A 17311-nucleotide genomic window follows, 5' to 3' on the forward strand; every position below is an offset into this window, starting at 1 on the left:
GCTCATCGCTGCTCCGTGAGGATCGGGGAGTCGTCGCTGCCGGCCGCGCTCCGTGGGATCTTGAGGGCCACCGAGACCGTGAGGCCCCGACTGGCATTGTCGCGGACCACGAGCTCCGCGCCGATCAGTCTGGCACGTTCGCGCATGATCTTCAGGCCGTGCGAGTCCGCGCGCGCCGCCTGCAGCCCGACGCCGTCGTCGGTGACGGTGATGATCGCCTCCGGCGCGTAGACCTGGCAGCGCACGTCGATCGAGGTGGCCCGGGCATGCTTGACCGCGTTGTTGATCGACTCCTGGGCGATCCGGAACAGCTCGGCCTCCACCTCGGGACGCAGCCGGGTCGGCTGCTCGTCGAGCCGGACCCGGATCGGGATGCCCGACGACTCGGAGAGATGGCGCGCGACGTTGCTGATCGCGGCCCCGAGGCTCTCGTTCTCACCGATGCTGGTGCGCAGGTTCATCACGGACTGCCGTACCTCGGCGACGACCTTTGATACGCGCTCGCGCAGCATCGCGAGGGCCTTGGCCTGCTGCTCGTCGGCGGGGCGGGCGGCCAGTGCGTCGATGATGTAGCCGAGCGAGGCGATGTCCTGCGCGACGCCGTCGTGCATCTCACGGGCGAGCCGGTTTCGCTCGTCAGCAGTGGCGGCGTCGCGGAACTGTGCGAAGAGCAGTGCGGCGTCCAGCTTGACCGCGGTGTCCGAGAGATCCCTGGCCACGGCGGACAGCGGGAGGGGCAGGGTCGTGTCGGCCCCGGTCGGCCGCAGCCCGGCGACGATCGCCTGGTCGCTGACCCGGAACGCGAATCCCTCACCTATCTCGATCGGCCGGTTCCTGTCCGACTCCTGCAGCCTGACGTCACCGGCGAGGGTCTCGGTCGCGATGGCATCCGCGGCCTCCAGCTCGACGGTCGACGCCACCGGGGTCAGCGCCTCGCCGCGGGGGACGTAGAGCACCAGGGCCCGGTTGGGGATGTCATCGCCGACCTGGCTGAGCAGCTCACCGCCCAGCGCGCCGACGTCGAGCCCGGAACTGAGGCTGCCCGCGAGGTCGATCAGCTGCCGCAGGTGCTCCTGTGCGTCGCGGTAGGGCGCCACCGGGTCCGGGGCCCGGTCCGAGGAGAAGGTGACGGCGGCGATCAGGCTCAGGCCGAGGCCGGCCATCGACCAGGTGAAGATCGCGACCGCCTGGTCGTTGGTGATCTCCTCCCACCACATCAGTCCGAGGGCGACCACCGCGATCAGCTCCACCAGGACGGTGCGGATCATCGTCCGGATCCCCGCGATCGCGGTCGCGTACAGCGGCGGGACGACGAGCGCGGCGAGGATCACCGGTGCGTCGGTCATCGCCAGCGCGCCGATCACGCCGATGGCTGCGGCCTCGGTCATCGGGCTGAGCGACAGCTCGAGCTCGCGCCGGGTGGCGGTCACGCCCTGGTAGATCCAGACACAGCTCACGGCCGCCAGGGCGAGCAGGCCCTGCTCCTGGTGGAGCCAGACGATCGGTCCGCCGATGGCGAGCAGCGCGAACAAGCGCGCCGCGCCCACCACAGCGTACGTCTGGCTGCTCGGCATGGTCTCCACCCTAGTGCCGCAGCCGCTCGCTCACTTGTTGTTGAACGCGTCGACCGCGTTCAGCACCGCCGGGCCCATGACGACGATGAACAGGCAGGGGAGGATGAACAGGATCAGCGGGACCATGATCTTCACCGGCACCTTCTGGGCCTTCTCCTCGGCGTACTGCCGGCGCTTGACCCGGATCTCGTTCGACTGCACGCGCAGCACCTGGCTGATCGGGATGCCGAACGCGTCGGCCTGCACCATCGAGCCCACGAACGTGTTGAGGTCCTCGACGTTGCTGCGCCCACCCATGGCCTTCAGGGCGTCCGCGCGGCTCATGCCCAGCTGCATCTCCCGCAGCACTCGGGAGAACTCCTCGGCCACCGGGCCCGTGGTGTTGCGGGCGACCTGCTGGAGGGCGGCGTCGAAGCCGAGGCCGGCCTCCACGCTGATCGTGAGCAGGTCGACCGCGTCGGCGAGGCTGCGCCTGATCTGGTCGGCACGGTGGGCGGCCTTGTTGTAGAGGTAGAGGTCGGGCCCGAAGAACCCGAGAGCGGCGCTGCCCACGGCGATGACCAGCAGCACCGTGAAGGAGCCGCCGAGAAGGGCGCCGTAGGCCACCACGACGACCGGGAGGGCGACCGCGCAGATCACCTTCATGGACAGGACCCGGTCGACGGTCCAGCCCCGCGGGTTGCCGGCGAAGTCGAGGCGCTGGCGGATCCGGTCGGCCTTGTCCGCGCCGGTGATCCGCCGGCCGAGGGACAGCGCGCGGGCCTGGAAGGGCGCCAGGACCCGGTCCGCGAACGGACGGTCGGCCTCTTCGGCGAGCTCGCGACCGGCGTGACCGGACTGCTCCAGAGCCTGGAGGGCCCGCGCCAACCCGTCGGGCTGCTCCTTGGCGAGGGCGGCTCCGATGGTGGCGATCGCCGTGAGCAGCAACAGGAATGCGACCAGGAGCAGCATCAGGCCTCCACTCTGACCATGCGGGACATCAGGAAGGTGCCGATCGACATCCACAGCACGCCGAAGCCCAGGAGGATCCAGCCCCGGAGGTCGGCGACCAGCGGGTGCAGGAACTCACGGTTGGTGAGGAACAGGAACAGCGCGAACAGGATCGGCAGGGCGCACAGAATGATCGCGGAGAGCCGGCCCTCGGCGGACAGGGCGCGTACGTGGCGGCGCAGGTACTGCCGCTCCCGCATGGTCGCGGCGACCGTCGTGAGCAGCTCGGCGAGGTTGCCGCCGACCTGGCGCTGGATCCGGATGGCCATGACCGCCCAGCCGAAGTCCTTGCTCTCGAACCTTCGGGCCACGCCCTCGAAGGCGTCCTCGATCGACACACCGATCCGAGCCTCGACCAGGACCCGCTTGAACTCCGAGGCGATCGGCTCGGGGCCCTCGCGGACCACGGTGTCGACGGCCTGGGCCAGGGAGAGTCCGGCACTCAGCGCACCGGACAGCAGCTGCAGCACCTCGGGCAGCGCCGCGTCGAAGGCGCGCTTGCGCCGGCCCGCCATGAACCGCAGGTAGAACGGCGGCAGCATGGCGCCGACGAGCATGAAGAGCAGGCCGAGGATGAGGCTGCCCTGGCCGAGCAGCATCCCGATGACACCGCCGGCGAGCACCGCACCGACGTGCAGCAGCAGCCACTCCGACGGCTTGAACTCGCTGCCCGCGGCGGTCAGGCGCCGGGTCATCCGGTCGTTGAGGGCGCTGTTGCGCTGCAGGATCTCGGCCGCGGCGGCCTTGGCCTGGTCGAGGACGGGGTCGGCCTGCGGCTTCTGGGCGCGCTCCTCCAGGCCCGTCACCCGGGTGCTGTACGCCGTCACGCGGTCCGCGATGCTCATCGGCGCCGGCTTGGCCGGGACCAGCAGCACGGCCACGGACAGCAGGCCGACCGCGAACACGCCCACACCGACCCACAGCAGCCAGTCGGGGGCGGTGAACCCGCCGTCGTCGTTGCCGATGGTGGGCAGCGGAGCCGCGGCGCCCGGCGTGCTCGCGGCCTCGATGGTGGCCAGGCTGCGGGCGACGAGGGGCGCGCCGCTGCTCGTCGGCAGGGTCACCTCGACAGTGGCGACGTCGGCGGAGAAGCCGGAGGGCAGCGGGGCGGTGACGAGGACCTGGTCGGCCAGCGCCTCGGCCTGCTCGGCGAACGCCGCGGCGAGCGCGGACCCGCTCGAGGTGATCACGTCGCCCTTGCCGGCCTCCGCGACCGTGCGCAGCGGGGTGAGCTGGTCCTCGGAGAGGTCGAGGCCGACGATGTGGACCCGGGTGCCGGCGTCCTTGATCGCGGCCACGGCGTCCTCGATCGACGCCTTGCTGCCGGCGTCGGCGCCGTCGGACAGCAGCAGCAGGGAGCGCTGGCCGGTGTCGCCGGCGAGGTCGGTGGCGGCGATGATGCCGTCGTAGAGCAGGGTGTTGCGCTGCAGGGACAGCCCGTCGATCACGCTGCGTGCGGCGGCGCGGTCGGTGGTCGGCTCGAGCGCGACGTCGACGGTGCTGTCGAAGGTGACGATGCCGACTTCGACGTCGTCGGGCACGGCGTCGAGGTACGTCGATGCGGCCTGCTGGGCGGCCTCGAAACGGCCCTGCTTGCGCATCGAGTTGCTCGTGTCGATCGCCAGCACGGTGGTGCGCTTGACGGCCGATCCCGAGCTGGTGCTGCTCGCGGTCGCCTCCAGCGCCTTGCCGTCGAGCGTCGCGGTCACCCCGGACAGGTCGAGCTGGCTGCCGGCCGGTACGTCGACCAGGATCCGGATGCCGTCGCCGGTCGACTCGACGTGGGCGATCCCGCCGTCCTCGGCGTACGCCGGCGCGACGACCAGGGCGGCGAGGAGGGCGGCCACGAGGGCGATCAGCAGCCTCGCTCCCCGACGGACGACCTGCTGCCCGCGCATCAGATGCGTTCCGTCCGGAAGATCGTGGGATCGACGGCGACGTTGGCGTAGGCCAGCTTCTCCAGGAACTTGGGTCGCAGGCCGGTCGAGCGGAGCCGCCCGAGGATCCGGCCGTTCTCGTCGAAGCCGGCCGAGTTGTCGAAGACGAAGATGTCCTGGAGGGTGATGATGTCCCCCTCCATCCGCTCGACCTCGGTGATGTGGGTGATCCGGCGCGAGCCGTCCTTGAACCGGGTCTGGTGCACGATCAGGTCGACCGCCGAGGCCACCTGCTCGCGGATGGCGCGGATCGGCAGGTCCATGCCGGCCATCAGCACCATCGTCTCCATGCGGGCGAGCGTGTCGCGCGGGCCGTTGGAGTGCAGGGTGCAGATGGAGCCGTCGTGGCCGGTGTTCATCGCCTGGAGCATGTCGAGCGCCGAGGCGTCGCGGACCTCGCCGACGACGATGCGGTCCGGGCGCATGCGCAGGCTGTTGCGGACCAGGTCGCGGATGGTCACCGCGCCCTTGCCCTCGATGTTGGCCGGGCGGGACTCGAGGCGGACGACGTGGTCCTGCTTGAGCTGGAGCTCGGCGGCGTCCTCGATGGTGACGATCCGCTCGTCGGTGGGGATGAACGACGACAGCACGTTGAGGGTGGTCGTCTTGCCGGCGCCGGTGCCACCGGAGACGATCACGTTCAGCCGGCCGCGCACGCACGCGTCGAGGAAGTCGGCCGTCTGCGGCGTCAGCGACCCGAAGTTGATCAGGTCCTGCACGGTCAGCGGGTCGGTGGAGAACTTCCGGATGGTGAGCGCGGAGCCGTCGATCGCCAGTGGCGGGACGATGGCGTTGACGCGGCTGCCGTCGGGCAGACGGGCGTCGACCATGGGGGAGGACTCGTCGACGCGACGACCGATCCGCGACACGATCTTGTCGATCGTACGGCGCAGGTGGGCCTCGTCGGCGAAGTGCGCCTCGGCCTTGACCAGCCGGCCGTCCTTCTCGAGCCAGACGTCGTCGTGGCCGTTGACCATGACCTCGGAGACCTCGGGGTCGCGCAGGTACGGGTCGATCGGGCCGTAGCCGAGGATGTCGTCGGTGATCTCCTGGGTCACGCGCACCCGGTCGGCCGCGCTGAGCGGCCGATCCTGGGCGCCGAGGACGTCGGAGAGGACCGAGCGGACCGTCTGGTCGAGCTCGTCCTGGTCCATCTCGGCGTCGTACAGGTGCGGGCCGAGCTGCTTGATCAGCTCGGTGTGCACGCTGGACTTGAGGTCCTCGAGACGGTCGCTCTCGGTGCCGGCCATCCGGCGGCCGGGCTTGCCGTCGGTGGCCGCGGCCGCGGCACGCGACGAGAGCGGACCGGGGGTCTTGTGCCCGGCGGCGGGTGCCTCGGCCTCGGCGTGGGTCGCCACCGGTGCGGGTGGGGGCTGCTCGGTGGCGCTCACGACGTCGGCCAGCAGGTCGGTGTCGGCGCCCGGGGTGGCGGCGTGCCGGCCCTGCGCAGCGGCGTCGCGGCGCGCGGCGGCGAGGCGCTCGGAGAGGCTGGACACGACTCAGCCCCTCCCGCGACGGAACAGGCCGCGCGAGCGGGTCGGCTCGGGCTGGCTCGAGGTCGCGGAGGCCGGCGCGGCGACCGGCTCGCCCGTGACCGACGCCGCGAGGTGTGCGTAGGCGAGGCTCGCGGGGTGGCCCGGCTTGTGGGAGACGATCGGCGTACCCGCGTTGGTGGCGGCCGCGATGTCGACCGCCGTCGCGACCTGCGCGCTGACCGGCATGCCGAGGATGCTCTCGACCTTCTCCACGCTGATGCCGACCTCGTCGTCGGCCCGGTTGAGCAGCAGGTGCCGGTGACCGCGGGCGATGCTCAGCATGTCCATGGTCTCGAGGGCGACCTTGACGTTCTTCAGGGTCGGTACGTCGAGGGTCGCGACGATCACGCACTCGTCGGTCTCGTCGAGCGCGGTCAGGGTGGCGTCGTCGAAGGACGGCGAGGTGTCGACCACGATGTAGTCGAAGCCGTCGCGCAGCGCCCGCAGGATCCGCGAGATGAGCAGGGGAGTGACCCGCTCGCGGACGTCGGGGTGGGCCGGGGCGGCGAGGACGGTGAGCGAGTCCTGGTGCCGGGTCAGCAGTCCCTCGAGCATGCCGAGGTCGATCGAGTCCTCCGAGCCGACGGCCTGCTCGATCGAGTGGGTCGGGAAGAGCTGCATGGTGATCGCGACGTCGCCGAAGGCCAGGTCGAGGTCGACCAGGCACACCTTGCGGGCCCCGCGGTCGGTCAGCGCGAGCGCGAGGTTGACCGAGGACGTCGTCTTGCCCACACCGCCCTTGGGGGAGAACACCGTCACCACCCGGCCGAGCTGCCGGGCACCGCCCGGGCCGCGCAGGGCCTGGTAGAGCTGGTGGGCCCGCTCGACGGCGCTGGTGAGCGCCTTCTCGTCGCCGCCCGTGACGACAACGTCGCGGATGCCGGCGTGCATCGCCCGGGTCAGGACCTCGGTGTCGAACTGGTCGCGGACCAGCACGACGCTGACGGTGGGGCGCTTGATGCGCAGCTCCTCGGCCGTGGCGAGCGCCGCGCCGAGGTCGACGGTCGGGCCGAGGGCCACGACGTACTCGTCCGGGTGCTGGTCGAGCCACGCCACGGCCCGCTCGGTCGAGGCGACCGCGTGGGAGCCGGTGGGCAGGGCGCGCACCAGTGCGTCGACGAGCGACGGATCCTGTTCGACGAGAACCGGCATGTCGTCCTCACTCGCTGTCGCGGATGGTGGCGCAAGGTCCGGTCTTGTCGACCTGGACCTCGCTCTCTGCGTTGAGCAGGGCCACGGAGAGCTCGCCGCGCTCCCGGCCGTCCTGGAGCCACTCGAACTGCTCCTGGGTGACGGCGAGGTGCAGGGCGGGGGCCTTCTCAGCGGCGGCGTCGCCGCTCGAGTCGGTGGCGGTCTCGGTCTGCGCGCCCTTCGAGAGCACGGTGACGCGGTCGATGAGCAGGCAGGTCGGCGTGCTGGGGTTGACCGTCAGGAACACCGCGAGCTGCGAGCCCGGCTCGATGAAGGAGCCGACCGGGAGGTCGAAGGACTCCGGCTTGGCGATCATGCCCTTCGGCAGGGGCAGCGAGGCCACGTCGACGGGGTCGCCGACGCCACCGAACTTGGTCGACAGCAGCTGCTCGCCGGCGTACAGCGTGGTGAGCGCCACCTTGCCGTCGAGGTCGCCGAGGTCGCTCTGGCGCAGCGCGTTCTCGAGCACCTGGCCCTGCGGTACGGCGGTCTCGGCGAGCTTGCCGGTGTCGAGCGCCGACTTGATGCTCTCGCCCGGCAGCACGGTCTTGCCTGCGGCGACGGTGACGACGTTCGTCGTCTGGTACTTCTCCGCGGCGCGCGACTCGGCCCCCCGGGCGAAGACGAACACCAGCCCGACGCCGAGCGCGGCGATCACCGCGGCCACGACGAGCAACAACCTGCGACGGTCCACTTCAGAGCCCTCCCGCTCCCCATGTGCATGGTGGCTGCTCCCCGGTTGCAGCGCACGGCGAGGCTAGCGAAGGACGTGCTCGGGGCGTGAGCGAAAAGGCCAATTGGGGCCGAATGATGCCCGATCGCCGGCCGCGGGATGGCCCGTTGGGACTATGTCCCGCGAGGTCCCGTGGGGTACGTGCGGCGGTCCCGTCAGGAGTCTCGTCGGGAGTCCCGTCAGGAGTAGAGCGCGGCGATCTCGTCGCGGCACTCGCGCATGACGACATTGCGCTTGAGCTTGAGGCTCGGCGTCACCTGGCCCGCCTCCTCGGTCCAGTCCGTCTGCAGGATCACGAACTTCCGGATCGACTCCGCCTTGGAGACCGCCTTGTTGGCCTCGTCGACCGCGGCCTGGACCTCGGCACGCAGGTCCTCGTCGTCGACGAGGTCGGCCACCTTGCCGGTCTTGCCGTGCTGCTCGGCCCAGGCGGGGAAGGCCTCCTCGTCGATGGTGACGAGTGCGGCGATGAACGGCTGGCCGTCGCCCACGACCAGGCATTGGCTGACCAGGGCCGAGGCGCGGACCCGGTCCTCGAGGACCGCCGGCGCGACGTTCTTGCCTCCGGCGGTCACCAGGATCTCCTTCTTGCGACCGGTGATCCGCACGAAGCCCTCGTCGTCGACCTCCCCGACGTCGCCGGTGTGGAACCAGCCGTCGCCGTCGATCGCCTCGGCCGTCGCGGCCGGGTTGTCCCAGTAGCCGGTGAAGACCTGGCCGCCGCGGAAGAGCAGCTCGCCGTCGTCGGCGATCCGTACGGCGGTGCCGGGGATCGGGCGCCCCACGGTGCCGACCTTCTGGGCGTCGGGAAGGTTGACCGTGAGCGCGGCGGTGGTCTCGGTCAGGCCGTAGCCCTCGAGCACGGTCACCCCGATCCCGCGGTAGAAGTGGCCGAGCCGGTCGCCGAGCGGTGCGCCGCCGGAGACCGCGAACTCGCACCGCCCGCCGAGCGCCGTGCGGAGCTTGCCGTAGACCAGTCGCGAGAACAGGGCGTGCTGGGCCCGCACCCGGACCGGGATCCGCCCGCCCTCGAGGGCGCGGGAGTAGGCGATCGCCGCTTCCGCAGCCCGGTCGAAGATCTTGCCCTTGCCGTCGGCGGTCGCCTTCTGCGACGCGGTGTTGAAGACCTTCTCGAAGACGCGGGGGACGGCGAGGATGAAGGTCGGCTGGAAGGTGGCCAGCTGGGGCAGCAGGTTCTTGATGTCCGCGCTGTGGCCCAGCCGGGTGCGGGACTTGATGCAGCCCACCTGGATGATCCGCGCGAACACGTGCGCCAGCGGCAGGAACAGCAGCGTCGAGGCGCCCTCGGCGTCGAACAGCCGCTCCAGCTCGGCGACCGCGACGCCCAGCTCGGTCTGGAAGTTGTCGTGGGTGAGCATGCAGCCCTTGGGACGGCCGGTCGTGCCCGAGGTGTAGATCAGGGTCGCGAGATCGGCCGGGCCGGCCGTCGTACGACGCGCCTCGAGGTCGTCGTCGCCGAGGTCGGCGCCCAGCCCGGTCAGGGTCGCGATCGCCCCGTCCTCGATGGTCCACAGGTGCTCGAGCGCCGGCAGCCGGTCGCGGGTCGCCTCGACCCGGTCCCGGTGGCCGGCGTCCTCGCAGACCACGGCACGGGCGCCGGAGTCGGAGAGGATCCAGTTGACCTGCTCTTCCGAGGACGACTCGTAGATCGGCACGGTCGCCGCGCCGGCGAACCAGATCGCGTAGTCGAGCAGGGTCCACTCGTAGCGGGTGCGCGAGATCACAGCGACCCGGTCGCCGGCCTGGATTCCCGCTGCCATCAGGCCCTTGGCCACGGCCGACACCTCGGCCAGGAAGGTGGCGCAGGACACGTCGTCCCAGCCTCCGTCGGCGTTCGCCCGGCTGAACTGCACGGTCTGCGGCGCCTCGGCCGCGTTGCGGACCACGTCGTCGGTGAGGTTGCCCGTCCGGGGGATCTCGATGGTCTGCGGGGTGGAGTACTCGCGCACGGAGCGAGGTTACCGCCGAGTTGGCGAATGTGGTCCGGTAGCCTTCCGGCCATGGCCGAACAGACGTCCTCGTCGATCGTCGTCGACGCCCCCGCCGCCGATGTGATGGCCGTCATCGCCGACTTCGCGGCGTACCCCCAGTGGGCCAAGGGCGTCACGGTCGCCGACGTGCGCTCGTCGTACGACGCCTCCGACCCGGGCCAGGGTGGCCGGGCCCGCGAGGTCTTCTTCGCGCTGGACGTCTCGCCGATCAAGGACGAGTACACCCTCTCCTACGTGTGGGACGGCGACCGCCAGGTCACCTGGACCCTCGTCGAGGGCAAGATGCTCAAGGCGCTCGAGGGCGCCTACGTCCTGCGGGAGGCGGGCGCGTCGACCGAGGTGACCTACCGGCTGGCGCTCGACGTCTCCATCCCGCTGATCGGCATGCTCAAGCGCAAGGGCGAGAAGATCCTCATCGACACCGCGCTCAAGGGCCTGAAGAAGCGCGTCGAGTCCGGCGTCTGAGGTCTGCGCGTGCGGATCGTTCTCTTCACCGGCAAGGGTGGTGTCGGCAAGTCCACCGTGGCCGCCGGCACGGCGGCCCTCGCGGCCGCGAGGGGCCTGCGCACCCTGGTGATCTCGACCGACGCCGCGCACTCGCTGGCCGATGCGTACGGCGCCCCGGGTGTCTCGACAGGCTCGACCAACTCGGGCGCCGAGCCGACCGAGGTCGCCCCCCACCTGTTCCTGCAGCAGGTCGACGCCCAGCTGCGCTTCGAGCAGTCCTGGGCCGACATCCAGCGCTACCTGCTCTCGGTGCTCGACGCCGTCGGCATGGACCCGGTCGCGGCCGAGGAGATGACGGTCATCCCCGGCGCCGAGGAGGTCCTCGCACTGCTCGAGCTGCGCCAGCACGCCCGCTCCGGCGCCTGGGACGTGATCGTCGTCGACTGTGCGCCGACCGCGGAGACGCTGCGGCTGCTGGCCCTGCCGGAGGCGCTCGGCTGGTACCTCGAGCGGCTGCTGCCGATCCAGCGCCGCCTGGTCAAGGCCCTGCGCCCGGTGCTCAACCGGGCGGCCGGCGTACCGATGCCCGGGGACGCGGTCTTCGACGCGATCACCCGCCTGCACGGCGAGCTCGACGACGTGCAGGCCCTGCTGTCCGGCCCGGAGTCGTCGGTGCGGCTGGTCCTCACGCCCGAGAAGGTCGTGCTCGCCGAGGCGCGCCGCGCCTACACCAGCCTGTGCCTGTTCGGCTACCGCGTCGACGGCGTCGTGGCCAACCGGGTCTTCCCGGCCGGCGAGGACGACCCGTGGCGGGCCGGTTGGGTCACCGCCCAGGCCGGCGTGCTGCGCGAGGTCGCCCAGTCCTTCAGCGGACTGCCGGTGTGGACCTCGGAGTACCAGGCCGCCGAACCCGTGGGGGTTGCGGCGCTCAGCACCCTCGCCACGGACCTGTACGACGACGCCGACCCGCTCGCCGTACCTGCCGGCGACGGCCCGTTCCGGGTCGACCGCGGTGACGACGGGGGAGCCGTCGCCCATCTGTCCCTGCCCTTCGTGTCCCGCTCGGAGGTCGACCTGTCCCGCAACGGCGACGAGCTCGTGATGACGGTCGGCTCGTACCGCCGCCTGCTGACGCTGCCGCCCGGTCTCGCCCGGTTGCGGGTGGCCGGCGCGAGTGTGGTCGAGGGCGAGCTCCGGGTGCGGTTCGCCGAGCCCGAGCCGGTGGAGGCCCGATGACCGACGACCAGCCCCAGGACAAGAAGCCCGACGACATCGGCAGTGTCGGCGAGGAGGCGATGAAGCTCCTCGGCGCCTTCGCCGACCTGGCCCGCCAGCACGGCGGCGATGCCGCCGGCGGGGTCGGCAACCTCGCCGGGCAGGCGGCCGCGATGGCGCACGAGGTCGGCGAGCACATCGCCACCGACGCGGTCGAGTGCAAGTACTGCCCGGTGTGCCGGGTGGTCCACGCGGTCCGGCAGACCTCGCCCGAGGTCAAGGCGCACCTGATGGTGGCCGCATCCTCGCTGCTGCAGGCCGCGGCGAGCCTGATGGAGACGTCGCCGGAGAACGGCACCCGGACCTCCGAGGTGCAGCGCATCGACCTCGACGACCCCGAGGAGCCGACCCCGTGAGCCTGACCTGCGGCATCGACATCGGCGGCACCAAGATCGCGGGCGCCGTCGTCGACGAGGACGGCACCGTGCTCGCCGAGGCGCGGGTGGTCTCGCCCGCCACCGACCCCAGCGCGATCGAGGCCGCCGTCGCCGGTCTCGTCGCGCAGCTCGTCGCCGACCATCCCGTCACCGCCGTCGGAGTCGGAGCCGCGGGCTACATCGCCTCCGACCGCTCCACCGTGCTCTTCGCGCCCAACATCGCGTGGCGCAACGAGCCTCTCGGCGCCGACCTCGGCCGGCTGGTCGGGCTTCCCGTCGTCGTCGAGAACGACGGCAACGTCGCGGCCTGGGGCGAGTTCCGCTACGGCGCCGGGCGCGACCACGACGACCAGCTGATGGTCACCGTCGGCACCGGTGTGGGCGGCGGCGTGATCGCCGGCGGCCGGCTGTTGCGCGGCGCCCACGGCGTCGCCGGCGAGATCGGCCACCTGCGCCTGGTCCCCGACGGTCGCCTGTGCGGCTGCGGCAACCACGGCTGCCTCGAGCAGTACGCCAGCGGCTCCGCACTCGTGCGCGACACCCGCGAGGTCGTCCTCGCCGACCCGACTGCGGCAGCAGATCTGCTCGCACGGGCCGGCGGCGACGTGGAGGCGATCGACGGACCGCTGATCACCGCCGCCGCCCAGGACGGCGACGCCTTCGCCGCCGGCCGGCTCGCGGCCCTCGGCGACGCGCTCGGCCAGGGGATCGCCTCGCTCGCCGCGGTGCTCGACCCCGGTGTGGTCGTGATCGGCGGTGGCGTCAGCGAGGCCCGCGACCTGCTCCTCGACCCGATCCGCACCGCCTTCGAGCGCGAGCTCACCGGCCGGGGCTTCCGGCCCGAGGCGGAGATCCGGCTGGCCGCGATGGGCAACCGCGCCGGCGTGGTCGGCGCGGCCGACCTGGCCCGCGGCTGAGATGGCCGGCGCGACCGACTCCTGGGTCGGCGTCGACGTCGGCGGCACCAAGGTGCTCGCCGTCCGCGTCGACGCCGACGGCACGGTCGAGGCCAGCGCGACCCGACCGATGCCCGGCCGGTCCGCCGGGACCGACGCGGTCGAGGAGGCGGTCGCCCTCGCCGCCCGTGACGTGTACGACGACCGGGAGCCCCGTGCGCTCGGGGTCTCGGCCGCCGGCCTGGTCGACGCCGCGGGCGAGCGCTTCCTGTTCGGCGCCCACCTGCCGTGGCGGGACGCACCGGTGCGTCGTGCCCTCGCCGAGCGGACCGGCCTGCCCGTCGTACTCGACAACGACGCCAACTGCGCGGCCCACGCCGAGCTGGTCGCCGGCGCCGCCCGGGGTGTGCGCTCGGCGTTGCTCATCACCATCGGCACGGGCATCGGCGGCGCGGTCGTCCTCGACGGCCGGGTGGTGCGCGGCGCGCACGGCCTGGCGGGGGAGTTCGGCCACATGCAGGTCGTACCCGACGGCCTCGCCTGCGAGTGCGGGCTGCGCGGCTGCTGGGAGCAGTACTGCAGCGGCCGCGCGCTCGAGCGGGTCACCCGGGTCGCGCTCGGAAGGCACCTCGACGGTCCGGAGGTCACCGCCCTGGCCCGCGCGGGGGACCGGGTCGCGCTCAGCTCCTTCGCGTCCGTCGGCACCTGGCTCGGCGTCGGCGCGGCGGGACTGGTCTCGGCCTTCGACCCCGAGCTGGTGGTCGTCGGCGGCGGGGTGTCCGCGGTCGGCGACCTGCTGCTCGACCCCGCCCGCACGGCGCTCGCGGGCTCGCTGCAGGGCACCGCCTACCGCGCCGTGCCCGCGCTGGTCCCGGCCGGCCTGGGCCCGGAGGCCGGCGCGATCGGCGCCGCCCTGCTCGCGCGCGACGGTCGTCGATGACCGCGGCGCCCGCCCGGCTGTGGGCGCTGTGGGGCCTGACCCGGCTGCTGCTCGTCTTGCTGCTGATGACCGGGGAGTGGGGGTCGATCTCCGACCTCAACTACTACAGGGCGAGCCTCGACGACCTCGGGTCCCGCGGCGTGGCGGACACCCTCGCGGAGTACCCGGTGCCGGCGTTCCTGCTGCTCGCCGCGCCGTACGCGCTGCTGTCGCTCGCCGGCCTGACCGCGTCGTACCAGGTCCTGGTGCTGGTCCTCCTCCTCGCGCTCGACGCGGGCTTCCTGGCGGCCCTGGTCCGGCGTGGACGTACGGCGACACCGGCGCTCGCCTGGCTGGTCGCGACCCCCGCGCTCGGGGCGATCAGCTATGCCCGGTTCGACCTCGTGCCCGGTGTCCTGGTCGCGCTGGCCCTCTTCGCGCTCGTCGCCGCCCCCCGCCGGGCCGCGCTGCTGGCGGTCCTGGCGACCGGCGTGAAGTACAGCCCCGCGCTCGTCCTCCCCGCCCTCGCGGCCCCCGCCACAGGCAGGGTGCGTGTCGTCGTGTCCGGTGCCCTGGCGGGCATCGGGCTGGTGGCGGTGAGCATCGCGGTCGGCGGCTGGGACCGGATCGTGTCGCCGCTGGCCTACCAGGGCGACCGCGGCCTGCAGGTCGAGTCCCTCGCCGCGACCCCGGCCGTGCTGCGCTGGGCGCTCTCACCCGGCGACCACGAGATCTTCTTCGCGCCCTCCCTCGCCTGGGAGATCGACGGGCCCTGGACCGATGTCCTGCTCCGGGTCTCGGTCGTGATGACCGTGCTGCTCGCGGCCGCCCTCGTCGCCCTGTGGGTGCTCGCCTGGACCCGACTGCCCGACGCGCGGACTGGTCTGCCGGCGGTGGTGTGGCTGACGCTGGCCGCGCTCAGCGCGTTCGTGGTGAGCGGCAAGGTGCTCAGCCCGCAGTATCTGCTCTGGCTGCTGCCCGCCGCGTGCGCCGGCCTCGCGATGCTGGACGGGGAGGACCGGAGCCGGCTCGGACGCTGGACGGCCGCGCTGCTCGTCGCGGCGGTGCTGTCCCACGTGATCTACCCGCACGCCTACCGTGCGCTGATCGACGGGCACTCCGGCTGGAGCGTCCCGGTGGCCGCGCTGCTCGCGCTGCGCAACCTGCTGCTCGCCGCCCTGTGCGTCACGGCCCTGGCGGCGGCGTGGGGTGCGGTCAGACGCGTGCCCCGTCGTCCCAGGGATCGCGCGGCGAGCCCGGCGTCCTGATCACCAGGTAGCAGAAGCCCCCCACGAACCACGCGACCAGCAGCCAGCCGAGCCAGGACGGCATCGCGATGCCGAAGACGAGGAACACCAGCAGGACGGCCGGAGAGCAGAACACCCCCAGCCAGGCCAGCAGTCGGTCCGCCGGAGGCATCGGCACCGGCGGCGGCCTGTCGGGCACGAAGCGGTCGTCGTCGACGAGGTCGATCTCGTCGTAGGCGTCGTCGTACGGGCTCTCGTAGCGGTCGGCGTCATCGGGGTCGGGTGCCGGCCCGGGATCGTGCTCGGCCTCGTCGGGCGTCTCGATCTCGACACGCTCGCCGTAGTTGTCGACGATCGCCTGCCAGGCGGCGGCGTCGTAGTCCGGGTCGTCCCGTTGCACGTCCTCAGGTTACGCCTGCGGTCCGCAGGCTACGCCCCGGTCACCCGCGCGACGAAGGCCGCCGACTCCTCGAAGATCGTGGGAGCGTCGTTGTCGAGCGTGGCCACGTGGAAGCTCTCCGGCAGCGCGATGCGCGTGACGTCGGTCGACGAGATGCCGTCGAGCACCAGCGGCTCGGAGGCGTCGTCGACGACGTGGTCGTCGGCGGAGCGGAAGTAGACCAGGGGAGCGGTGATCCGCGGCAGGTCGGTGCGCAGCGACGGCCACGCCCGGATCAGCGAGTGGATCGCCTTGAGCGGGGTGCGGTCGTAGCCGCGCTCGTCGACACCGGGCTTCTTGATGTCGTTGGCGATCGCGGGGAAGGACGGCACCAGGTGCTTGAGCACCGGCAGCAGCTTGACGTCGAGCCGCCTGGTCGCGACCGCGGGGTTGACCACCATCACGCCGGCGACCTCGTCGGGCCGGTCGGCGGCCAGCCGGAGCACGAGCGCGCCTCCCATCGACAGCCCGCCGACCACGACCGCGTCGTGCTCGGCGCGCAGCGCGTCGAAGGTGCGGGTGAGCTCGGCGTACCAGTCCGTCCAGCGCAGGGTGTTGAGCTCCTGCCAGGTGGTGCCGTGCCCGGGCAGCAGGGGTACGGCGACGCCGTACCCGAGCGCGCCGAGGTGCTCGCCCCACGGTCGCATCGACGCTGGCGAGCCGGTGAAGCCGTGGCTGAGCAGCACGCCGATCCGGCGTCCGCCGGTCAGCTCCGGCCGGGCCGCGATGGTCAGGGCAGCGGTCTGGTCGGTCCCGCGCTCGGGGGTGCTCGGAGGCATGACGGGATTGTGCCGTACCGCAGCCTGGATCCGCGGATGGCCACCTACTACGCGGCCCCACAGCGGCGCGCTCGCTGCGTTGCGGACGCTCGATGGGCGGCCCAGCACGACTTCGCGCCCGCGCCTTGCGATCACACCCCTGTGGTGCCGCTCGCTACGGCGCCCATCCACGGATCCAGGCTTGGCACTAGGATCCGTTGCAGTGGCGTCGGTCCGGGCAGGCGCCAGGTCCCTGGGGAAAGGTCCGAAGAGGTTGTTCTACTGGTTCCTGAAGTTCGTCGCCCTCGGGCCGCTGCTGAAGGTCGTCTTCCGCCCCCGGGCCGAAGGCGTCGAGAACGTCCCCGCCACGGGGCCGGCGATCCTCGCCAGCAACCACCTCTCCTACGCCGACTGGCTGTTCATGCCGCTGGTCATCCCGCGGATGGTGCGCTTCGTCGCGAAGGCCGAGTACTTCACCTCGCCCGGCGTCAAGGGCTGGCTGCAGAAGAACTTCTTCAGCGGTACGGGCAACATCCCGATCGACCGCACCAGCGGTGACGCCGCTTCCGGCGCCCTGGTCTCCGCGAAGCGGGTGCTGGCCGAGGGCGAGCTGTTCGGCATCTACCCCGAGGGCACCCGCTCCCACGACGGTCGTCTCTACCGGGGCAAGACCGGGATCGCGCGGCTGACCCTGGAGACCGGCGTACCCGTCATCCCGGTCGCCGTCGTCGGCACCGACGTGGTGGCGCCGCCGGGCAAGAAGTTCGGCCGGATCACCCGCCCCACGGTGCGCTTCGGCAAGCCGCTCGACTTCTCCCGCTACGCCGGCATGGAGAACGACCGCTTCATCCTGCGCTCGATCACCGACGAGATCATGTACGAGATCATGCGGCTCTCCCAGCAGGAGTACGTCGACATGTACGCCACCCGCGCCAAGGCCGAGTCGAAGTCCGAGTCACGGAAGCTCGCCTCCTGACGACC

The 17311-nt window shown here is 72.2% G+C and carries 16 protein-coding genes; 7 read left to right on the forward strand and 9 right to left on the reverse strand.

From position 1 onward, the window contains the following. Positions 1-2 precede the first annotated feature (2 nt). From FBY23_RS11870 to FBY23_RS11900, 7 genes are all read right to left on the reverse strand, one after another. Entirely contained in the window at positions 3-1574 is a 1572-nt protein-coding gene (locus tag FBY23_RS11870; protein ID WP_141798327.1) for a sensor histidine kinase, read from the reverse strand. Positions 1575-1604: 30 nt separating this feature from the next. Then, positions 1605-2525, reverse strand: coding sequence for a type II secretion system F family protein (locus FBY23_RS11875; RefSeq protein WP_141798328.1), 921 nt, complete (start codon positions 2523-2525; stop codon positions 1605-1607). After that, on the reverse strand, positions 2525-4462 hold the full coding sequence (locus FBY23_RS11880) for a type II secretion system F family protein (RefSeq protein WP_141798329.1): 1938 nt from the start codon (positions 4460-4462) through the stop codon (positions 2525-2527). Before FBY23_RS11880 ends, FBY23_RS11875 begins: the two co-directional genes overlap by 1 nt. Further along, positions 4462-5997 carry a CpaF family protein gene (locus FBY23_RS11885; RefSeq protein WP_222117807.1) on the reverse strand — a complete coding sequence of 512 codons (1536 nt, stop codon included), beginning with the start codon at positions 5995-5997 and terminating at the stop codon, positions 4462-4464. Before FBY23_RS11885 ends, FBY23_RS11880 begins: the two co-directional genes overlap by 1 nt. Before the next feature lie 3 nt (positions 5998-6000). Then, entirely contained in the window at positions 6001-7188 is a 1188-nt protein-coding gene (locus FBY23_RS11890; protein ID WP_141798330.1) for an AAA family ATPase, read from the reverse strand. Between the two features lie 7 nt (positions 7189-7195). After that, entirely contained in the window at positions 7196-7906 is a 711-nt protein-coding gene (locus tag FBY23_RS11895) for a Flp pilus assembly protein CpaB (protein ID WP_141798331.1), read from the reverse strand. A gap of 233 nt (positions 7907-8139) precedes the next feature. Next, complete coding sequence (locus FBY23_RS11900) at positions 8140-9930, reverse strand: long-chain fatty acid--CoA ligase (RefSeq protein ID WP_141798332.1); 1791 nt, start codon at positions 9928-9930, stop codon at positions 8140-8142. A 51-nt stretch (positions 9931-9981) separates the two neighbouring features. Between FBY23_RS11900 and FBY23_RS11905 the strand changes: the two genes are divergently transcribed. From FBY23_RS11905 to FBY23_RS11930, 6 genes are read left to right on the forward strand one after another with little or no spacing between them, the layout of a single operon-like run. Beyond that, complete coding sequence (locus FBY23_RS11905; protein WP_141798333.1) at positions 9982-10437, forward strand: SRPBCC family protein; 456 nt, start codon at positions 9982-9984, stop codon at positions 10435-10437. Between the two features lie 9 nt (positions 10438-10446). Then, positions 10447-11655 carry an ArsA family ATPase gene (locus tag FBY23_RS11910; protein WP_141798334.1) on the forward strand — a complete coding sequence of 403 codons (1209 nt, stop codon included), beginning with the start codon at positions 10447-10449 and terminating at the stop codon, positions 11653-11655. Next, positions 11652-12050, forward strand: coding sequence for a hypothetical protein (locus tag FBY23_RS11915; protein WP_141798335.1), 399 nt, complete (start codon positions 11652-11654; stop codon positions 12048-12050). The genes FBY23_RS11910 and FBY23_RS11915 overlap by 4 nt, the downstream gene beginning before the upstream one ends. Then, on the forward strand, positions 12047-12988 hold the full coding sequence (locus FBY23_RS11920; protein WP_141798336.1) for an ROK family glucokinase: 942 nt from the start codon (positions 12047-12049) through the stop codon (positions 12986-12988). Before FBY23_RS11915 ends, FBY23_RS11920 begins: the two co-directional genes overlap by 4 nt. Position 12989: 1 nt before the next feature. Next, entirely contained in the window at positions 12990-13907 is a 918-nt protein-coding gene (locus FBY23_RS11925) for an ROK family protein (RefSeq protein WP_141798337.1), read from the forward strand. Continuing rightward, complete coding sequence (locus FBY23_RS11930) at positions 13904-15154, forward strand: glycosyltransferase 87 family protein (protein ID WP_141798338.1); 1251 nt, start codon at positions 13904-13906, stop codon at positions 15152-15154. Before FBY23_RS11925 ends, FBY23_RS11930 begins: the two co-directional genes overlap by 4 nt. Here FBY23_RS11930 and FBY23_RS11935 read toward each other — a convergent pair. Next, a complete protein-coding gene (locus FBY23_RS11935; RefSeq protein WP_141798339.1) occupies positions 15102-15533 on the reverse strand; it encodes a hypothetical protein in 432 nt (143 codons plus the stop codon). The genes FBY23_RS11930 and FBY23_RS11935 overlap by 53 nt on opposite strands. A gap of 29 nt (positions 15534-15562) precedes the next feature. Beyond that, positions 15563-16351, reverse strand: coding sequence for a carboxylesterase (locus FBY23_RS11940; protein WP_141798340.1), 789 nt, complete (start codon positions 16349-16351; stop codon positions 15563-15565). A 253-nt stretch (positions 16352-16604) separates the two neighbouring features. Between FBY23_RS11940 and FBY23_RS11945 the strand changes: the two genes are divergently transcribed. Further along, the gene (locus FBY23_RS11945) at positions 16605-17306 is read left to right on the forward strand and encodes a 1-acyl-sn-glycerol-3-phosphate acyltransferase (protein WP_260805927.1); all 702 of its coding nucleotides are present in this window, start codon (positions 16605-16607) and stop codon (positions 17304-17306) included. Positions 17307-17311: the final 5 nt, after the last annotated feature.

This window comes from Nocardioides sp. SLBN-35 (genome assembly GCF_006715725.1).
In the GTDB taxonomy this organism is placed as follows: domain Bacteria; phylum Actinomycetota; class Actinomycetes; order Propionibacteriales; family Nocardioidaceae; genus Nocardioides.